General features: G+C 68.2%; 17 protein-coding genes. 8 read left to right on the top strand and 9 right to left on the bottom strand.

Going from position 1 to position 17147, the window contains the following annotated elements; translation table 11 throughout:
• Positions 1–84 precede the first annotated feature (84 nt).
• The 6 genes from AB0H88_RS06115 to AB0H88_RS06090 form a co-directional block, all read right to left on the bottom strand.
• Positions 85–1317, bottom strand: a complete 1233-nt coding sequence (locus AB0H88_RS06115) for an IS4 family transposase (RefSeq protein ID WP_357641782.1) — start codon at positions 1315–1317, stop codon at positions 85–87.
• A gap of 219 nt (positions 1318–1536) precedes the next feature.
• On the bottom strand, positions 1537–1929 hold the full coding sequence (locus AB0H88_RS06110) for a hypothetical protein (protein ID WP_357641780.1): 393 nt from the start codon (positions 1927–1929) through the stop codon (positions 1537–1539).
• A gap of 25 nt (positions 1930–1954) precedes the next feature.
• Positions 1955–4717 carry a DNRLRE domain-containing protein gene (locus AB0H88_RS06105; protein ID WP_357641778.1) on the bottom strand — a complete coding sequence of 921 codons (2763 nt, stop codon included), beginning with the start codon at positions 4715–4717 and terminating at the stop codon, positions 1955–1957.
• 199 nt (positions 4718–4916) lie between these two features.
• Positions 4917–5165 (bottom strand): DUF397 domain-containing protein, encoded by a 249-nt coding sequence (locus tag AB0H88_RS06100; RefSeq protein WP_357641776.1) that lies wholly within the window; start codon positions 5163–5165, stop codon positions 4917–4919.
• A gap of 426 nt (positions 5166–5591) precedes the next feature.
• Positions 5592–5804: a DUF397 domain-containing protein gene (locus AB0H88_RS06095; RefSeq protein WP_357641774.1), complete on the bottom strand. Its 213-nt coding sequence runs from the start codon at positions 5802–5804 to the stop codon at positions 5592–5594.
• Entirely contained in the window at positions 5792–6616 is an 825-nt protein-coding gene (locus AB0H88_RS06090) for a helix-turn-helix transcriptional regulator (protein ID WP_357641772.1), read from the bottom strand. Before AB0H88_RS06090 ends, AB0H88_RS06095 begins: the two co-directional genes overlap by 13 nt.
• Positions 6617–6764: 148 nt before the next feature.
• On the opposite strand from AB0H88_RS06090, the gene AB0H88_RS06085 reads away from it, so the two are divergent.
• Together AB0H88_RS06085 and AB0H88_RS06080 are read left to right on the top strand one after the other, a co-directional pair.
• A complete protein-coding gene (locus tag AB0H88_RS06085) occupies positions 6765–7277 on the top strand; it encodes an ATP-binding protein (RefSeq protein ID WP_357641770.1) in 513 nt (170 codons plus the stop codon).
• 229 nt (positions 7278–7506) lie between these two features.
• The gene (locus AB0H88_RS06080) at positions 7507–7761 is read left to right on the top strand and encodes a helix-turn-helix transcriptional regulator (RefSeq protein WP_357641768.1); all 255 of its coding nucleotides are present in this window, start codon (positions 7507–7509) and stop codon (positions 7759–7761) included.
• 32 nt (positions 7762–7793) lie between these two features.
• Here the strand turns inward: AB0H88_RS06080 and AB0H88_RS06075 are convergent, their stop codons facing one another.
• Entirely contained in the window at positions 7794–8654 is an 861-nt protein-coding gene (locus tag AB0H88_RS06075; RefSeq protein WP_357641766.1) for an aminoglycoside phosphotransferase family protein, read from the bottom strand.
• A gap of 175 nt (positions 8655–8829) precedes the next feature.
• Between AB0H88_RS06075 and AB0H88_RS06070 the strand changes: the two genes are divergently transcribed.
• From AB0H88_RS06070 to AB0H88_RS06060, 3 genes are read left to right on the top strand one after another with little or no spacing between them, the layout of a single operon-like run.
• Positions 8830–10218, top strand: coding sequence for an MFS transporter (locus AB0H88_RS06070; RefSeq protein ID WP_357641764.1), 1389 nt, complete (start codon positions 8830–8832; stop codon positions 10216–10218).
• The gene (locus AB0H88_RS06065) at positions 10215–12677 is read left to right on the top strand and encodes a PEP/pyruvate-binding domain-containing protein (RefSeq protein WP_357641762.1); all 2463 of its coding nucleotides are present in this window, start codon (positions 10215–10217) and stop codon (positions 12675–12677) included. Before AB0H88_RS06070 ends, AB0H88_RS06065 begins: the two co-directional genes overlap by 4 nt.
• 1 nt (position 12678) lies before the next feature.
• Positions 12679–13278: a TetR/AcrR family transcriptional regulator gene (locus AB0H88_RS06060; RefSeq protein ID WP_357641760.1), complete on the top strand. Its 600-nt coding sequence runs from the start codon at positions 12679–12681 to the stop codon at positions 13276–13278.
• Positions 13279–13299: 21 nt separating this feature from the next.
• Here the strand turns inward: AB0H88_RS06060 and AB0H88_RS06055 are convergent, their stop codons facing one another.
• Complete coding sequence (locus tag AB0H88_RS06055; RefSeq protein ID WP_357641758.1) at positions 13300–14001, bottom strand: TetR/AcrR family transcriptional regulator; 702 nt, start codon at positions 13999–14001, stop codon at positions 13300–13302.
• A 113-nt stretch (positions 14002–14114) separates the two neighbouring features.
• Here AB0H88_RS06055 and AB0H88_RS06050 point away from each other — a divergent pair, with 113 nt between their 5' ends.
• The 3 genes from AB0H88_RS06050 to AB0H88_RS06040 are packed head-to-tail and all read left to right on the top strand — an operon-like array spanning position 14115 to position 16266.
• On the top strand, positions 14115–14468 hold the full coding sequence (locus AB0H88_RS06050) for a YrdB family protein (protein WP_357641756.1): 354 nt from the start codon (positions 14115–14117) through the stop codon (positions 14466–14468).
• 2 nt (positions 14469–14470) lie between these two features.
• Positions 14471–15382: an NAD-dependent epimerase/dehydratase family protein gene (locus AB0H88_RS06045; RefSeq protein ID WP_357641754.1), complete on the top strand. Its 912-nt coding sequence runs from the start codon at positions 14471–14473 to the stop codon at positions 15380–15382.
• Complete coding sequence (locus tag AB0H88_RS06040) at positions 15379–16266, top strand: Gfo/Idh/MocA family oxidoreductase (RefSeq protein ID WP_357641752.1); 888 nt, start codon at positions 15379–15381, stop codon at positions 16264–16266. The genes AB0H88_RS06045 and AB0H88_RS06040 overlap by 4 nt, the downstream gene beginning before the upstream one ends.
• Positions 16267–16309: 43 nt before the next feature.
• Here the strand turns inward: AB0H88_RS06040 and AB0H88_RS06035 are convergent, their stop codons facing one another.
• Positions 16310–17134: a hypothetical protein gene (locus tag AB0H88_RS06035; protein ID WP_357641751.1), complete on the bottom strand. Its 825-nt coding sequence runs from the start codon at positions 17132–17134 to the stop codon at positions 16310–16312.
• Positions 17135–17147: the final 13 nt, after the last annotated feature.

Below are 17147 nucleotides of genomic sequence, written 5' to 3'. Positions count from 1 at the left end.
CGGCGTTCGGGGTTGCGGTTGCGGGGCCGGCCAACCTGGTGGACGGTTCTGGCCCAGAGCTCATCCCAGAGGCCATCTTGGGGTTCAGGGGGCAAAGGCCGCTCGGTCGGTGACCGAGCGGCGCACGATCCGGAGGGTGGCCAGGAATTTGATCCGGTCGGGATCGACTCCGGCCGCGGTGGCGGCGGTGCAGATCAGGGTGGCCAGGGCCCAGTGGGTGAGGAGGTAGGCCCAGATCTCCTGCCGGACCAGGTCCGGGGTCCGGGACCGCAGGATCCTGCCGGGACCACGTAGGTGGATCTTCAGCTGAGCGAACCCGGTCTCGGCTTCCCAGCGCTCGTGGTAACAGGCGGCGAGTTGCTGCGCGGTCGCCTCCTCGGGATCGAGGATGGTCGTGATGAGGCGGATGTGGTCGCCCTTGCGATCGGGCACTGTGTAGTCGACCACACGGACGATCACCGCCTGATCAGGGTTGAGGTCGCGGCCGAGGCGGGCGTCCTCACGCAGCCGGTCCTTCTGGCCGCTGCGCAGCTTGGTGGGCTTGGTGATGACCGCGAGCCAGGACCCGTCCTCCAAGTCCTTCAGCCAGTACGGGTGGAGCCCGGCCTGGACCCGCCACAGGAGCTGCGCCCCGGTCGAGGACGCGTACTGCCATGCGTAGAAGCTGTAGAAGCCGCGATCGGCGGTCAGCAACATCTCGGGCGTCAACCGCCCGTACAACGAGTAGGCGAGGGTCTGCTCGCTGTCCCAGCAGCCCGACACATCCGCCGCGACGATCGCGTGCGAGACGCACTCACTGATCGCCACGACCCGGGCCTGCGGGTACACGGTCTCGTACCCGCCCGCGCTGTCATTGGGGAACTCGGCCAGATTCGCCGCCGAGTCCGGCAGATCAAGGGTGAACCCGTCGATCGCCATTAACCGCCAGCGTCCCAGCCACGCTCCCGCGGTTACCGGTGTCGCAGCCGGGCGCGCAACCCGCTCGAACACCTCCCGGACGACCTCGGCCCCCAGGCGCTGCCGGGCCTGGGTGATCGCTCCGCGCGTCGGTGGCTCCCACTGGGATCCCGGCATGGCAGCGAGCAGACCGGTCAGTTTCTCCGCGACCTCCTCATAGTCATCGTCCGCGAACAGGCACAGCGCCATCAGCAGGTAGACGACCACGTGAGCCGGGAGCTTCCGCACCCGCTCCTCGCGGCATCCGTGCAGCTCGATTGCCTCGTCCAGGACCTGCCGTGGCACCAGCGACGTCAACGCCCCCAGCCCAACCAGATCCGTCAGCCAGCCCGACCCACCGACCTTGATCCACTCCACCATCCGGCGGACACTACCAGCGCAAACCCTTATCTAAACGGCATTGGCGCGCCTGGGAAACCCGAAAGAAGACGCTAGACGGCCTCTTGGTCGAGCGCCTGCCCGCAGTCTCAAGGCGGGTGCCACTGCCGGTGAGCCGGAGCGGTCTGCGCGGATGGGCGTTCACGCTGTGGGCAGTTGCTGTGCGAGCGCCATGGACAAGGCTCGCACAGCAACTATTGGCTATTTCGTTCTGAAAACATCCTGGTGAGTCGCCTGGTCAACGAGGCGGCGGCCCGCCAGCGGCTCCTTCAGCAGAAACCGCTGTTCTCTTGGGTATGCCACGGCTGACGTGATCCGTCCTTTCTCCCAGGGGAACAGCGGTTCGCAGTCGTTTCTGACCTCGATTCCTATGGTCACCTGAGTGGGGCTTTCCGCTAGGGCTGTGTTCGTGACCTTGGTGCAGAACACACCCTTGGAGTCGGGCGGGCTGGTCATGAATGTGGCCGTTATCGTGTGCCCATCCTCCGATACCTTCGCGAATTCGATGCCGAACCAATGCGCTTGCTGGCCGCATGCGCTCAGCAGGAGGACGAACGTCATCGCGAGGGTTGTGCTCGTTGCCATGTTGCGCACACGGGGCATCTTGGTCGTTCCCGGTTCAGGAGAGCTTGCGCTTCTTGACATCGCCGCCGAACGCCTTGGCCGCCAGCCTGATGTCTGTGAAGAATTGGTTGCAGCCGAAGGGCGCCGGAACGCTTTCGGCGTCGCTCCCCCCACTGACGATTCCCTTTGCGATGACCTTGCCGGCGCCGGGCTTTCCGTTCTCGATGATGGTGTAGACAGGTCCACCCGAGTCGCCGGGCCAGGTGCATTTGCCGCTGCGGCTTCCTTCGGCGACGGGCCAGGTGAGCTGGTCTTCCTCGTACTCAGCCACGGCGTCGGGGTCATCGATGACCCAGCCGCACTGTTCGCCGGTCTTATACCCACCGGTACAGTATCGGTCACCCTTCCTTGGGCTGCGGGTCCACTTGCCCACGACTTCGCGCTTGGTGTACCCGGAGAGGGCGGGCCCAGCGAAGATGGACGCAGTGTGCTGCCGGGTTGTCAGCTTGATGCGGGCGAGGTCGCCGGCGAAGCCGACGTTGGGAAGTGTGACGGTGCCTCCATTGGCCCCGTCTTTCCAGGTTGATCCTGCAGATTCGCCCAGTTTGTTCGTCCGGTCGGTGAGTAGGACCTTACTTCCGGCCGGCAGGCCATAAGGAATGCAGTGCCCGGCAGTGATGTAGTAATTGTCGCTCTGGTTGCCCCAGGCGAAGCCTGTTGAGCAACCTCCGCCGGATGGCGTCACGAAGCGACTTCCGCCGTTGATGTAGAGGTCGAGGTCGGCGATCGTCTTGCCGGTGATGCCGTCCTTGAGTCGGCAGTCACGCTCCTTGCCGCTCTCGTTCAGCGGGCACTTCCACGTGGAGACGTCTGGATCCTTCGGTGGATCCCAGGTGGGAACGGGTCGTGTCACACCCGGCCGAAGCCAGATGGAGACCGTCGTCGCGCCATACCGCTGGGCCAGCCCCAGCCGCAGTTCGGGCGTCACTTCGCTGGCCTGGACCATGACCTGGTTACGCTCTTCCCAGATCGAGGCTGCGATGAGCTTGTCGGCTCCCGGGATCTCCGGGTCGAGGCGAAGGATCTCGGTGGAAATGCTGTTGAGCCTGGCCGCGCTGTTGGTCACCATCGGGACACGCGGATTAAAGGTGAAGGGTTCGCCGACGGCAGGCACGCCATCGCCGTCCTCATCGGATTCCAGCGCTCCCTCGAACTCGCCCTCTCCGCTCCATTCGGCGCCGCCGTTGTTGAGATAGGCGGTTCCAGCCAGCGCGGGTGTCGCGACGCCCGTGCCTTCGGCGGTGGTCGCCGGCGTGATGACCTCGCCTGTCACCATGTCGACCAGTGGCGGCGCCAGCGCCGAGGAGTACGACGCCACGCGGGTGTCGGCGACGTCGAGGGCGTGTGCCTGGGCTTCGGCCATAGGGAGGCTGCGGCGCCAGAGGGCGGGTGCGGTGAACACCTCGACGCCGTCGCTGCCCGCCGGGTGCACGATCGTGCGTTCCCCGAAGCTCTCGAATGTGGCCGTGAGCTTTGGAGTCTCGTCTGGCCCTCCGTACTCCGCGGAGGCCAGCATCCGCCAGTTGTCATCGCCGCTCGCCTCGTCGGCGGCCCGGAGTTCCAGGCCGAAGTTGCCGCTTCCGGCGGCCCAGCTGCTCGCGAGGTCGGTGATGGGCCATTCGATGCGGCCCGGATCGCATTCCGGCCCGAAGGCCTTGGTGACCGTCTGCGCCCCCTCATCCGTGGAGGAGGGCTTGGTGGCCCATGTGAGGTCGTCCCCGTTCCACCTGCTCGTCACCCGGCGCACCTGGATGCCGTCGCCGACTATGTCGCCGCACCCGGGGGCGTCGACGTTCAGGAGGGAGAGTTTGGCGTCGACGATGTTGTTGCCGATGAACGCGTTCGTGTCGAATCGCAGGTAGGCCCTGTTCGGGATGCCGAAGATAGTGCCTGCGGTGAGGACCGCGCGGGTCGGGTCGCCCGCGTAGCCGTCATCGGCGACGTCCACGTCCACGCCTAACGTGGTGAGGGCGGAGCCGATGGTGACCGGATACTTCACCGAGGGGTCATCGAATAGGGAGGCGTCGGGTGCGATCACCAGGGACTGCTGATCCTTACCCGTGGTCAGCGTGGTCTTGACGCGCCTGGACTCGCGCAGTTTGGCGGCGGCCTGCTTGCCCCGACTCGGAATCGCTGAGAAGGTGGGGTGGAAAACCTGTGTGACCGTTGCCCCCGATGTGTCGGCCAGCTCGATCCGCCCGTCCTTGCGGGTTCGAAGCTTGAGGCCGTCGGCTTTCACCGAGAGCTTGACATTGAGCGGCTTGGCGGGCTTGGCTCGCAGGATGATCTCCTGGCGAAAACCTGTGGGCAGCACAGTGAGTACGAGGTCAGTGCCTAGTCCGGCAGCATCAGCGTACGTTGCTTTGTTGCCCTGGATCGTGGGCCGCGGGAGCGGTGTGGGCCAGCCGAGACTGACCGACTGCGAGTCCCTGGGGTGGAACGTCACCAGAGGCCTGTCCGCACCGCCGCCGGACAGCTCTGTGGCGGTCTTGGCGGCCTTCGGCCGGATAACGCCGTTCTGCTCGGTCAGCGTGGTATCGATCCAGGCCCAGGCTCCGGTGGGCTGCTTGACGCGTACCGGCTGAGACCAGGTCTCGACGGTGACGCGGCCACCGGGGTGACGGGTGGCGCGCATGGTCTCGGTGGCGGCTCCCAAGAGCTCCACCGGTTTCTTGGAGTCTTCCTCGACGAGGGGCGAGGCGGCGGGTGGTGCTGCGGCGGCGGGGGATTGGAGGGCAACCAGAGTGCTTAGCACCATGGCACATCCGGTTGCGATCGGTAACCATCGGTTGCGTGAGACTAAGGGTCTGCGCATCACTCGGCCGTCCTTTCGAAGATCAACATGGACGACGTTATGTTACAAGTGTGATTACGGAGGAGCAATGGTTGTGTAAAGGGCGGATGTGCTGTATGTGAGTAGCTATCTGGCTTGAGGGGCTAGTCGAACTCGCCGTTCTTCACTCCGTCGAGGAACGCGTCCCATTCTCCTGGGGTGAAGACCGGCGCCAGGCCGGTGGGTTCTTGCTGTCGCGGACGCCTCGGTGCCCGCCGGGTAGTTCGGCGATTTCAAGGCAGTTGCCGCCGTTGCTTCCCGATCGGCTGGATTTGCGCCATGTGGCTGTTTCTAGCTTTGTGTCAGCTGGTCCATTGTTGTAGCGTCTCCTTGATCGGCTCCAGGGGTTGTGCTTCGAAGCGAATTCCCTCATATCTGTATATTAATATTAAGATGACGTCCAGGAGTGCACTGTCCGAGTACTGGGCGGGGTCGCAAACGGTCTCGTGAAATCGATCCTGGCAGATAACAGGGCCGCTGTGTTGAGGGCATTGTTGCTGAACGAGGCGTTCGACGGTCAGGCCTGAAGTTTTGAACCTGCGGTTAGCGCGCTGATGGTTTAGGCGCTATTTATGTGGCCTGCGAGGGAGACTTAGTACCCTGCCCCGCAGGCTGATTGTAACGTCGTCTGAGTATTGGACGCAGTCACGAGCAGTCTCACGAAAGCAGCCACGGCGGGCGATAGAGCCGCCGTGGCTGAGAAACTTGGGGTATTCGGTTGGTGTGATGTTGCTCTCGTGTTGTTATGTGGCCTGCGGGGAAGGATTGGAGCCTTGCCCCGCAGGATGAGTGGGGAGGGCTAGTCGAACTCGCCGTTCTTCACGCCGCTGATGAACGCGTCCCATTCACCTGTGTTGAAGACCAGCGCCGGCCCGGTTGAGTTTTTGCTGTCGCGGACGCCTCGGCGTCCCCTGGGGAGTTCGGCGACCTCAACGCAGTTGCCTCCGTTGCTGCCCGAGTAGGAGGACTTGGTCCATGTGGCCGCACGCAGTTCTTCGGTCAGTTCGTCCATTGCTGCATCGTCTCCTCGATCAATTTCATGGATTCGCGCTGAGAGAGCGCTTCGGCGCGGATTCCCTCATACCTGAATGCTAGGGTTCTCACGCTCTCTGTCCAGTCGGTTACCTGGGCGTTGGAAGCGGCTTCGACGTATGCCGTGTCAGGGGTTCCGTGTGCTTGACTGATGGCGAAGCCGCCGAGAAGGCCGGTTGTGGAATAGGCGCTACGAGGCAAAACCTGGATGGTGGTCCGGGGTGTCTGGCCGACCTCGAGAAGGCGCGCGAGTTGTGCGGCCATCACTGCGTGACTGCCTATCGGGCGGTGTAGAACTCCCTCGTCGAGGACCACCCAGAGCATGGGCGGCTTGGGCCGCCGCAGGATTGACTGGCGTTCCATGCGCGCGATGACGTACTCCTCGATCTCCTCCGACGTCACGCCGGGCTCACCGCTCAGCATCGCTCGGGCGTAGTCCTCGGTCTGGAGTAGGCCGGGCACGGTCAGCGGTTCCCAGGTTCGGATCGCCTCCGCCGTCGCCTCCACGTCGAGCCAGGGCCGGAACCATGGAGGAGCCGATGCGTGGCTGACCATCGGCCAGAGTCGCATCAGCGCCCCCTCCGCCTCCAGTGCCTCGTCGCAGTGGCGGGCGAACTCCTCCGTCGGTGACCGCTTGGCTGTTTCAATCATGCTGATCGTCCCGACGGAGTAGGACACCGCTTTTGACAGGCGGATCTGGGACCAACCCCGGGCCTTCCGGTGTCGCCGCAGTTCGAAGCCGAAGAGCGCGGTCGGTGAGTCAGCGGGACATAGTTCACTTTCCTTCGGCACCTGACCTCCTGGATGATCCTCACCGTTTCAACGAGGCTTTCAGTGAAACGGTTGATGGCTTATCGAAGTCAACTGACTACCGACTGTAGCTAAAGCGAGGGATGGTTGGAAGGCCGATCGAGGCCGACTTCTTCGAGTGGGTGAAGCCATGAAAGCAGTGAGCGCGGAGCCGAGGGTCATCGGTTCGATCCAGCTGGCCGGCATTCGCGAATCCGTCTCGCAAACCCGCTCTGAAGTGCGCGGCTGGCTCGGGGACGATCATCCGGCGGTGGACGACGTCGTACTGGCGGTGTCCGAGCTCGTGACGAACGCTCTCCGTCACTCCGACGCCAAGCCGTACGACTTCATCGGAGTCACCCTCACCGCCACGGAGGAGATGGTCTACCTGGAGGTGCGCGATCCCGGTTCCATGTTCTCCGGGCCGCACGTCCGGCAGGAGCCGGAGGCTGAGGATGGCCGTGGCCTGCTGATCGTCCGCGAGATCTCCCAGGACTGGGGGATCCGCGAACACGGTCGCGGGCTGGGCCGTTCCGTCTGGTGCGCCATTCGATCGGTTCCTCGCTCCCCTTTCCCGTCCGCTCCCGAACCGGTCTCCGGATCGGTCTCCGAACTGGTCTCCGGATCGGTCTCCGAGCCGGTCCAAGGACAGGGTCATGGCTGATCGCACAGCCAGCCCAGATCAGGCGGCTCTGCTTCTCGGGAAGGGGGAGCGGCGGAGCCGCCGCAGAACGTCCGGCAGGGATCTTCCCCCGTAGCTCCAGGCCGGGCCGGCCCCCGATGAGCGCACCCCGTTCGGCCCTCATCGGGGGCAATCCGCAAAGTTCAAGGAGGTTCTGTGAGCGGGGCACAGTGAGTGGCAGACGATCCGGCATCGCCGCCTCGCCGGTGAGGTGACCGACTCCGAGTACGCACGGTTTTGTGAAGGGGTAGAGGTCGAGCAGCGACTCGGCCGGCTTGTCTACGACCGGCGCGTCGCTCTTGGTCTGTCGCGGACGGAGCTGGCTGAGCGTGCGGGGATGACCCGATCGGAGGTATCCCTGTTGGACACGGGTGGTGGCAACATCACCGTGGCATCCCTGGGGCGGTTGGCCGCCGCGCTGGACGCGGACCTGACCATCGGCTTCCTTCCTCGCCGGGCCGCATGATCTGGACCCGACGGCATCGAACGCGCCTGCCGCTAGGGAAGAAGCACCTGGTCGAGGACGTGTTCGCCAATGGCCGCCATGCTGGGATCATCGGCCGAGTGGGCGGCCAGAGCAGTGCCTATGGCAAGGGCCCAGCCCCTTGCGCGCTCCCAGGTCATCTCGTCGGCGTCCAAGCGTGATCGGAAGACCTCGCGCGCGTTCTCGTCGAACACCAGCCACGCGGCGGCCAGGTCAGTGGCGGGATCACCGCTGGTGAGATCGCCGAAGTCCAGGACGGCCGCCAGCCCTTCCCCGTTGAGCAGGAGGTTCCCTGGGTGTGGGTCGCCGTGGAGCCAGAGCGCGGGGCCCTGCCAGGGCGGGAGGGCGGCCAGCTGCTCCCAGAGGGGGAGAAGATCGGCCGCTCGGGGAATGGACCGCAGGCGGTGCCGTACCGCTTCGTCGCGGTGGGCGAGCGGGACGCCGCGGACAGGGTTGTGTGGTGCGTCAGGCGGTGCGGGCCGGTGGAGGCCGGTCATGAAGTCGGCCAGTGGGACGGCGATGCCGGAGCGGCCGGACGGTGGCACGTGGGCAACCGTTTGGCCCTCGAACCAGGGTGCGATCGTCCACGGCCACGGGTAGCCCTCGCCGGGCACGCCGACCCTGACGGGTATGGGCAGCGCGACTTCGACGTGCTCGGCCAAGTCCGGCAGCCAGCGTTGTTCGTTGACGATGAGGTCGACGGCGACCTGGCGGCGCGGCAGGCGTACGGACAGGTCCGTCCCCAGGCGATAGATGACGTTGTCCCAGCCGTTGGCGACGAGGGTCAGCGGGCCCGCCAGATCCGGGTGCTGCGTGCGGATCAGGCGGTCGACAACGTCGTCGTCGATGTCGGCTTCCGCCGCCGGGGTGGTCACGCCGTAACGATAGCGCCGGTGCCAGACCCAAGGGTGTGGCGATAGCGCCGGCGCCAGACCCCAAGGGTGTGGCGAGCCCGCCGCGCCTCTTGGTGGGCATTAGTGAACGTTGCGTTTCTATAGGCCGAACTCTATGCTTCTTAGAGAACGTCAAGTTCTCTAAGGGGGTTGGCATATGCGGTTCGTGCTGCCGGGTCTCCTGCTGGCGATGCTGCTCGGTGCCCTGGATCAGACGATCATGGCTCCCGCCTTGCCGTCCGTGGCGGGCAGTCTCAGTGGGCTGGACCAGATGCCCGCGGTGATCAGCGCCTACCTGGTCGCCGCCACCGTGGTGATGCCCCTGTACGGCAAGCTCGGCGACCGGTACGGGCGCAAGCCGATGATGCAGGCGGCGATCGTCATCTTCGTCACCGGCGCCGTGCTGTGCTCAGTGGCCGCCTCGATGCCGCAGTTCATCGTGTTCCGTGCGGTGCAGGGTGTTGGCGGCGGCGGGCTGATGATCGGGGCGCAGGCGATCATCGGTGAGGTCGTCAGCCCGCGCGAGCGCGGCCGCTACCTGGGGCTGATCGGCGCCGCTTACGTGGTCGCCGCGGTTGGCGGCCCGCTGCTGGGCGGGCTCTTCATCGACCGGCTCAGCTGGCGGTGGATCTTCGCGATCTACCCGCCGCTCGGGCTGCTCGCCCTGGTCGTGCTGACGGCGACCCTGCGGCTGCCCAAGCCCAAGCCGGACAACCGCGCGCCGATCGACTTCGCGGGCGCGGTCACGCTGGCGGTGGCCGTGGTCGGCGTGGTCATGCTGGGGCAGACCAGGCACCTCGCCTTCCTCGCCCTATCCCTCGCGGGGGTGGCGGCGTGGTCCATGAGCGCGCGGTATGCCGCCGATCCGATCCTGCCGCCGCGCCTCTTCCGCGACCGCGCCTTCGCCATACCCGTGGCGATCAGCCTGCTCGTCGGGTTCGCACTGTTCGGGACGATCGCGTACATGCCCGCCTACCTGCAGATCGCGCTGCGCTCCACCGCCACCCACGCGGGCCTGCTGGTGACCGCGCTCATGGCGGGCGTGCTGACCACCACCATCATCTCCGGCAGGCTCATCACCAGGACGGGACGCTACAAGCCCTACCCGGTGGCCGGTACGGCCGTGGCGGCGGCCGGGCTGGCGCTGCTCGGGATCGTGGGCGACCGCGGCGGGGCGGTGGCGATCGCCGCCGTGATGCTGCTCGTCGGGCTCGGCGTCGGGCTGGTCATGCAGGTCATGGTGCTGGCCACGCAGAACGCCGTCGACTACGCCGATCTGGGCACCGCGACCTCGGCAGTGACGTTCATGCGGCAGATCGGCGCCTCGGCCGGGGTCGCGGTGGTCGGGGCGCTGATCACCTTGAGGTCCGGCATCGCCGCCACCGAGGCGTCCGACCTGCCGGACAGCGTCCGGACGGCCTTCGCCGAGGCCGTGCCATCGGTCTTCGCAGCCATGGCGCCGCTGCTGGCCGTGGCCTTCTTTCTCGCGCTGGCGATCCCGGCGCGTCCGCTCCGCACCACCGCGTACGCCGAGGAGAGATCATGAAACCTGTCGCACCTCTGAAAGCCTTCGGGCGGGAAGACCTGTCGCTCGCCGGTGGCAAGGGGGCCAACCTGGGAGAGCTCATCGGCAACGGCTTCCCCGTCCCCGACGGCTTCGTCGTGACCACCGCCGCCTACGGGCTGGTCGCCGACGGGCATGACACGCGTACGTACTTCGAACACGTGGACATCCCCTCGGACCTGCGCGAGGCGATCGCCGAAGCCTACGCCGAGCTCGGCGGCGGGCCCGTGGCGGTCCGCTCCAGCGCCACCGCGGAGGATCTGCCGGGGGCCGCGTTCGCCGGGCAGCAGGACACCTACCTCAACATCGTGGGCGAGGAGGCGCTGGTCGACGCGGTCCGCCGGTGCTGGGGCTCACTCTGGACCGAGCGGGCCGTCGCCTACCGCGACAAGCTGGCCATCGACCCGGCCGAGGTCCGCATCGCGGTGGTCGTACAGAACATGGTCCAGTCGGAGGCGGCCGGCGTCCTGTTCACCGCGAACCCGGTCACCGGCGACCGCGCGCAGATCGTCGTCGACGCGAGCACCGGGCTCGGCGAGGCCGTCGTCTCGGGGCTCGTCACCCCTGATCATTATGTGCTCGACGCCTCGGGGCGGGTCACCGCGTTCACACCGGGCCGCCGCGAGGTGGTCATTCGCGGTACGGCCGGCGGCGGCGTCGTCCACGAGACCGGGAACCGAACCAAGGGCGAGGCGCTGCCTCGCGAGGCGCTGGGCGAGCTGGCCCGCCTGGCCGGGGAGGTCGCGGCGCACTTCGGCCGCCCGCAGGACATCGAGTGGGCCTACGCGGGCGGCCGGGTGAGCCTGGTCCAGGCCCGCCCCATGACCGCGCTCCCGCCTCCACCGGTCGGGCGGCTCAATCCCTTCCAACGCAAGCTGGGCACCATCCTGCTCGAATACCTGCCCGTACGCCCCTACCCGATCGACATGACGACCTGGCTGCCGTACGGTCCGGCGGGCATGATGGCCCAGGTCACGGCGGCCTTCGGCATCCGGGGCGTGTTCGAGGGCTTCCTCCATGAGCAGGACGGTGTCGTCTACCGGTTCGTGCCGCCCTCGCCGCGGTTCACGGCCGGCTTGCCGGCCACCCCGTTCCGCCTCGTCAGGCGGGCCAGGCGCCACGACCCCGCACGGTGGACCGAGGATCGGCGCTTCCAGGCGTTCCTGGCCGCGAACCTGGAGCTGGCCGCCCGCGACCTGACGTCGATGCCCTGGCCGGAGCTGATCCGCGTGCCCCGGCAGGCGCTCGACTTGGTTCAGCCGGTGACCGACCTGCGCATCGACTACCTGCCCGCCTCCGGGCTGGCGCTGCTACGGCTGCTGCTGGTGGTCAAGGCACTGCGCCGCGGCGCGCTCTTCGGCGAGCTGATCACCGGCGCGCGCACCCGCACGTCCGACGCCAACCAGGCGCTGGAGGACCTGGCTGAGGAGGCGCGGGCGACGGGAGCGCTCGACGCGGACCCGATGCCCGCGGGCTTCGCCGCGAAGCTGCGGGACTTCCTCGCCGAGTACGGGCACCGCGAGACGGCGAGCCCGATCCTGGTCACACCGCCCACTTGGGGGGAAGCACCGGAGACCGTTCTCGGCATGCTCAGGGCGCTCGCGGGCGGGTCACCTTCGCCCGCCCCTGCCGACCGGGCGCGCGACCGGCTGCTGCGCCACCCGCTGCTGCGTGGCGCGCGCCGCCGGGCCGCGATCGCGCGCTGGGTCGAGGCGGCGCGCGCGGGTGTCGCGTTCCGCGAGGACAGCCACTTCTACTTCACGCTGCCGCTGCCCGTCCTGCGAAGATCGCTGCTGGAGATCGGCGCCCGGCTGCGCGACGCGGGCGTGCTCCAGCGGCCCGAGGACGTCTTTCACCTGCGGCTGGAGGAGCTGGAGTCGGTCAAGGACCTGCCCGCGTCTGACCTGCCCGCGTCAGGCCTGCCCGCGTCAGGCCTGCCCGCGTCGGGCCTGCCCGCCCCCAGCCTGGCCGCGTCCGATCCGCGCCTCGACGGGCTGCGTGTGGTCGTGCAGCAGCGGGCGGCCAAGCGGGAGGAACTGTCGGGCGTACGGCTCATCGACCCGCGCGCGATCTTCCCGGCCCGCCACGTGGGCGACGCGATCGTGACCGGGACGCCCGCCGGCGGTGGCACCGCCACCGGGCCGGTCAAGGTCATCCGGGACCCGGCCGAGTTCGGCAGGCTGGCGAGCGGAGACGTGCTCGTCTGCCCCTACACCAACCCCTCGTGGACGCCGCTGTTCCAGCGGGCGGCGGCCGTCGTCGTCGACACCGGCGGCAGCGCCTCGCACGCCGCGATCGTCGCCAGGGAGTACGGCATCCCGGCCGTCATGGGCACGGCCGGAGGCACGTCCACACTGACCGACGGGCAGGTGGTGACCGTCGACGGGGACGCGGGCACCGTCACCGCGGCTTCAGCGGGCACCGTCACGGCGGCCTCATAGGATGCCTGTCATGGTCACCGACCACCGTAAGCTGCCGCGGCGGCGCGGCGAGGCGCTCAACGTCGCCATCTATCAGGCGACCCTCGACGAACTCGCCGAGGTCGGCTATGCCCGGCTGACCATGGAGCGTGTCGCCGAGCGGGCCAGGGCCAGCAAGGCCTCGCTCTACCGGCGCTGGCCCACCCGCATCGAGCTGGTCATGGACGCCGTCTATCACGTGCTGCCCGACGCGCTGTCCGTCCCCGACACGGGCAGCCTGCGCGGCGACGTACTGGCGGCGTTGCGGCGGACGGCCGAGGCGCTGGCCGGTCCCGCGGGTGAGGCGATGCGCGGGCTGCTCAGCGAGGCACTGGGCGACGAGTCGCGGGCCGCCACGTTCCGGGAGAACTCGCAGGGCACCGGCAGGCGGCTGATGCGGGAGATCGTCCGCCGCGCGGTCGAGCGCGGTGAGGTCGCCCCCGAGGCCGTGACCCCGCGCCGGCTCGACGCCGGTCAGGCGCTGCTCCGGCAGCACTTCCTCTTTCAGGGCCTGCCCATCCCGGACGAGCTCCTCGTGCAGATCGCCGACGAGGTCATGGTCCCGCTGTTCACCCGGGCCTGAGCCGGCGGACAAGCAGAGCGTTCACTCGGGCTTGAGGCCCAGCAGCGCGCCCAACGTGCGTGCCGACTGCTCGAAGCTCCCACGCCTGTCTTGGATCGTGTTCTCGAACTGGCCGAACACCTCGAAGTTGACCCAGCCGTACAGGCCGGTCCACGTGGTGAGGCCACGGAAGATCAGGTCGTCGGGGACACCGGGCATGATCTCGCGTAGGTTGGCCGCGTCCGCCGACAGTGCGGCGGGGGCGGGCGGGGCGAGGTCGGGCGGGGCCAGTGCGCCCGCCTCGTACGCCTGCGCGAGGATCCGGCCGAACACCGCCACATCCCGCACCCTGGCCGCGATCGTGTCCTCCGGCGCCTGGTAGCCGGGCACGGGGGAGCCGTACAGCAGCGTGTACTCGTGCGGATGGGCCAGCGCCCAGTCGCGTACGGCATGGCAGACGGCCAGCCAGCGCCCCGCGAAGTCGCCGGGCGGGCTGCCCTCGTCGGCGCGTTCCACCGCTGTCCCGAGCGCGTTGTAACCGTCGATGATCAGGGCGGTCAGCAGGTCATCGCGGCTGGGGAAATAGCGGTAGATGGCCGACGAGACCATGCCCATCTCGCGGGCCACCGCGCGCAGGGACAGGCCGCCCGCGCCCTCGGTGGCCAGCTGGCGGCGGGCGATGTCGGTGATCTCCTTGGTCAGCTCGGCCCTGACACGTTCTCTCGCGGTACGGCTCGCAGTCATGTTCCGACCATATCAGAGCACTGAGAAAAAACGAGAGCACTGCTCTTGACGATTGCCGCTCTAATGGGAGAGCATTGCTCTTGTAAGCGAACGGCAGTCACACGGAGGTTGAGATGCTGAGCATCGCCAAGGGAGCCAACATGGCTCTGATGTTCTTCCTGGAGCTTGGGGTTCTGGTCTCCGTGGCGTATTGGGGCTTCACGGTCAGCCCCAACTGGGCGATCAAGCTGCTCGCCGGGCTCGGCGGGGTGGCGCTGTTCATCGGCGCCTGGGCCCTGTTCGGTGCGGGCGGTGGCGCCAATGCCACGTTCCCGCTGACCGGCCTGGCCAGGGTCGCCCTGGAGATCCTCTGGTTCGGCGGCGGCGCCCTGGCGCTCTACGCCGCGGGCCGGGTCGCACCGGCAGCCGTCTTCGCGGCGCTCTTCGTCCTCAACGCGGTCCTCCGCATCGTCTGGAAGCAGGTCTGATCATGGGTAAGCACATCGTCGTGGGTTCCGGTCAGGTCGGTACGCATCTGGCCACCAAGCTCCTGGCCCAGGGGCACGAGGTCACCGTGGTGACCCGCTCGGGCAGCGGCCCCGCCGGGGTCCACAAGGTGGCGGCCGACGTCGCCGACGTGGCGCGGCTGACGGAGGTCGCCAAGGGCGCCGACGTCCTCTACAACTGCGTCAACCCGCAATATCACCGCTGGCTGACCGACTGGCCGCCGATGGCCGAATCGTTCCTCGGCGCGGCGGAGGCCACGGGCGCGGTGCTGGTCATCCTGGGCAACCTCTATCCCTACGGCCCAGTCAAGGGCCCGATGACCGAGGACCTGCCGCTCGCCTCGGCCACTCCGAAGGCTCAGGTGCGGGCGAAGATCTGGAACGACGCGCTGGCCGCGCACAAGGCGGGCCGGATCCGGACGACCGAGGTGCGCGGCTCCGACTACTTCGGCCCCGGCGCCACCGACCAGTCACATCTGGGCGGGCGGTTCCTCGTGCCGTTCAGGGCGGGCAAGACCATCCAGCTGGTGTTCCCGGCCGACATCCCGCACAGCTGGACCTACCTGCCCGACGTGGCCGACGCGCTGATCGTCGCGGGCACCGACGAGCGGGCCTGGGGGCGGCCGTGGCACGTGCCCACCAGCGACCCGCTCAGCTTCCGCCAGATCGGTGAGCGGATGGCGGCCATCGAGGGGCGGCCCGCGCCCAAGCTGGCCACGCTGCCGTGGCCGCTGGTCCAGGCGATGGGTCTGTTCTCGCCGATGGTCAGGGAACTGAAGCACGTTCGCTACCAGTTCACCGCGCCGTACGAGCTCGACTCCTCGGCCTTCCAGCGGACGTTCGGTGTCGCGCCCACGCCGATCGACGAGGCGCTCGCGGCTACGCTCGAGGCGTGAAGACAGCCATGATCGGCCTGGGCGACATCGCGGAGAAGGCGTACCTGCCCGTACTCGCCGCCCAGCCGGGCCTCGACCTGCACCTCTGCACGCGCAACAGCAAGATCCTGGACCGGCTCGGCGACACCTACCGGATCGCCGCCCGGTCCAGCTCGGTGGACGACGTGATCAAGAGCGGGGTCGAGGTCGCGTTCGTGCACGCCGCCACCGGGGCCCATCGCGAGATCGTCGAGCCGCTGCTCGACGCCGGGATACACGTCTATGTGGACAAGCCGATCGCCGACAACCTGGCCGACTGCGAGGCTCTCGTACGGCTGGCGAAGGCGAAGAAGCGCTCGCTGATGGTCGGCTTCAACCGCCGGTACGCCCCCGGCTACACCGAACTTCTCGCCCTTCCTCGGCACCTCGTGCTGATGGCGAAGAACCGCGAAAAATACCCTGATGTGCCTCGACGGGCGATATTTGATGACTTCATTCATGTGGTCGACACGCTCCGCTTCCTCGCGCCCGGCGAGGTCACCGGCACCCGGATCAGGACCCGCGTCCAGGACGGACTGGTCGAGCACATCGTGCTGGAGCTGTCCGGCGACGGTTTCACCGCCATCGGCCTCATGAACCGCGTCAGCGGGGCCACAGAGGAGACCTGCGAGGTCATGGGCGACGGCGTCAAGCGCCGGGTGGTCAACCTGGGCGACGTGATCGACTACGCGGGCGGCGAGACGCTCACCAGGCGGCCCGACTGGGTCCCGGTCGCCCGGCAGCGCGGCATCGAGCGCATCTGCCTGGAGTTCCTCGCCGCGGTCCGCGACGGCCGCACGATCAGCGCGGACGACGCGCTGATCAGCCACGCGATCTGCGAGGACATCGTGGCGAACGCCTCGTGACCACCCCGCCGCCGTGATGAGCGCGGCCTGCGCCGGGCCGCCGTTATGAGCGCTGTCTGCGGCGCATCCAGGTGTCGGCGCCGGCCAGCAACCGGCTGAACGGCCGGCCACCGAGCCGGGCCAGCACCGTGAACCCGGCCGCGTCGCTCATCGGGCTGGAGGACGACACGACACCCGCCACCTCCTCCCCGTACACGGCCGGACCGCCGCTGCCACCGGACGGGGCGTGGCAGTTCTGGGTCACCAGCACGCCCGGCCCCTGGGTGGTGGCCTCTTTGGCGTCCCCCACGCAGTGGTACATCCGGGTGCCGGGATAGCGCCGCCCCGCCGGGTAGCCGAGCAGGTCGAGCCCGCGCAGCGACGTACCCCTGCGGGTGGCCAGCGGGCGCAGGCCGGGCCCGGTCGCGTCCTCCAGCGTGCCGCCGCGCCGCATCACCCCCACCAGCCCGACGTCGTACGGCAGCAGTTCGGCGGAGTACGGCCGGCCCCGCCACTGATCGGGCACCCAGGTCCGCACGGCCGGCCAGACGCCGAACGGCGGCCGGCCCTGGTCGAAGCCCGGCAGGAAGACGACCTGCCGCAGCGGCCGGCCGTCGTGGTACAGGCAGTGCGCGGCCGTCAGGACCAGGCTGCGGCTGCGCGACCTGATCACCGCGCCCCCGCACAGCACGGTCGTCCCGCTGACCGGATCACGCCCGAGCAGCACCCCGATGAGCCGCTGCGCGCCGGTGTAAGGACGGGCGACCGGCGCGTACCCCAGGCGGTCGCCGTCCGGTGTCAGCACCCTGCGCGGAGGTATCGATCGCTGGGGGACCTCCGCGAGGCCGGTCGGGTCGAGCAGGGTCAAAGACAGCACCATCCTGAGCACCCATCCACTCTAA

Source organism: Nonomuraea sp. NPDC050680 (assembly GCF_040654555.1).
GTDB lineage: Bacteria > Actinomycetota > Actinomycetes > Streptosporangiales > Streptosporangiaceae > Nonomuraea.
The sequence above is the reverse complement of the archived record's forward strand: the minus strand, read 5'-3'. Positions and strand labels throughout refer to the sequence as shown.

What these genes read in the sequence shown, in the direction of transcription:
- AB0H88_RS06070 (WP_357641764.1), top strand. Translation starts at nt 8,830, where the DNA reads ATGCGGTTCGTGCTGCCGGGTCTCCTGCTGGCGATGCTGCTCGGTGCC.
- AB0H88_RS06060 (WP_357641760.1), top strand. Translation starts at nt 12,679, where the DNA reads ATGCCTGTCATGGTCACCGACCACCGTAAGCTGCCGCGGCGGCGCGGC.
- AB0H88_RS06100 (WP_357641776.1), bottom strand. Translation starts at nt 5,165, where the DNA reads ATGAGGGAATTCGCTTCGAAGCACAACCCCTGGAGCCGATCAAGGAGA.
- AB0H88_RS06055 (WP_357641758.1), bottom strand. Translation starts at nt 14,001, where the DNA reads ATGACTGCGAGCCGTACCGCGAGAGAACGTGTCAGGGCCGAGCTGACC.
- AB0H88_RS06115 (WP_357641782.1), bottom strand. Translation starts at nt 1,317, where the DNA reads ATGGTGGAGTGGATCAAGGTCGGTGGGTCGGGCTGGCTGACGGATCTG.
- AB0H88_RS06105 (WP_357641778.1), bottom strand. Translation starts at nt 4,717, where the DNA reads ATGGTGCTAAGCACTCTGGTTGCCCTCCAATCCCCCGCCGCCGCAGCA.
- AB0H88_RS06065 (WP_357641762.1), top strand. Translation starts at nt 10,215, where the DNA reads ATGAAACCTGTCGCACCTCTGAAAGCCTTCGGGCGGGAAGACCTGTCG.
- AB0H88_RS06095 (WP_357641774.1), bottom strand. Translation starts at nt 5,804, where the DNA reads ATGGACGAACTGACCGAAGAACTGCGTGCGGCCACATGGACCAAGTCC.
- AB0H88_RS06050 (WP_357641756.1), top strand. Translation starts at nt 14,115, where the DNA reads ATGCTGAGCATCGCCAAGGGAGCCAACATGGCTCTGATGTTCTTCCTG.
- AB0H88_RS06045 (WP_357641754.1), top strand. Translation starts at nt 14,471, where the DNA reads ATGGGTAAGCACATCGTCGTGGGTTCCGGTCAGGTCGGTACGCATCTG.
- AB0H88_RS06085 (WP_357641770.1), top strand. Translation starts at nt 6,765, where the DNA reads ATGAAAGCAGTGAGCGCGGAGCCGAGGGTCATCGGTTCGATCCAGCTG.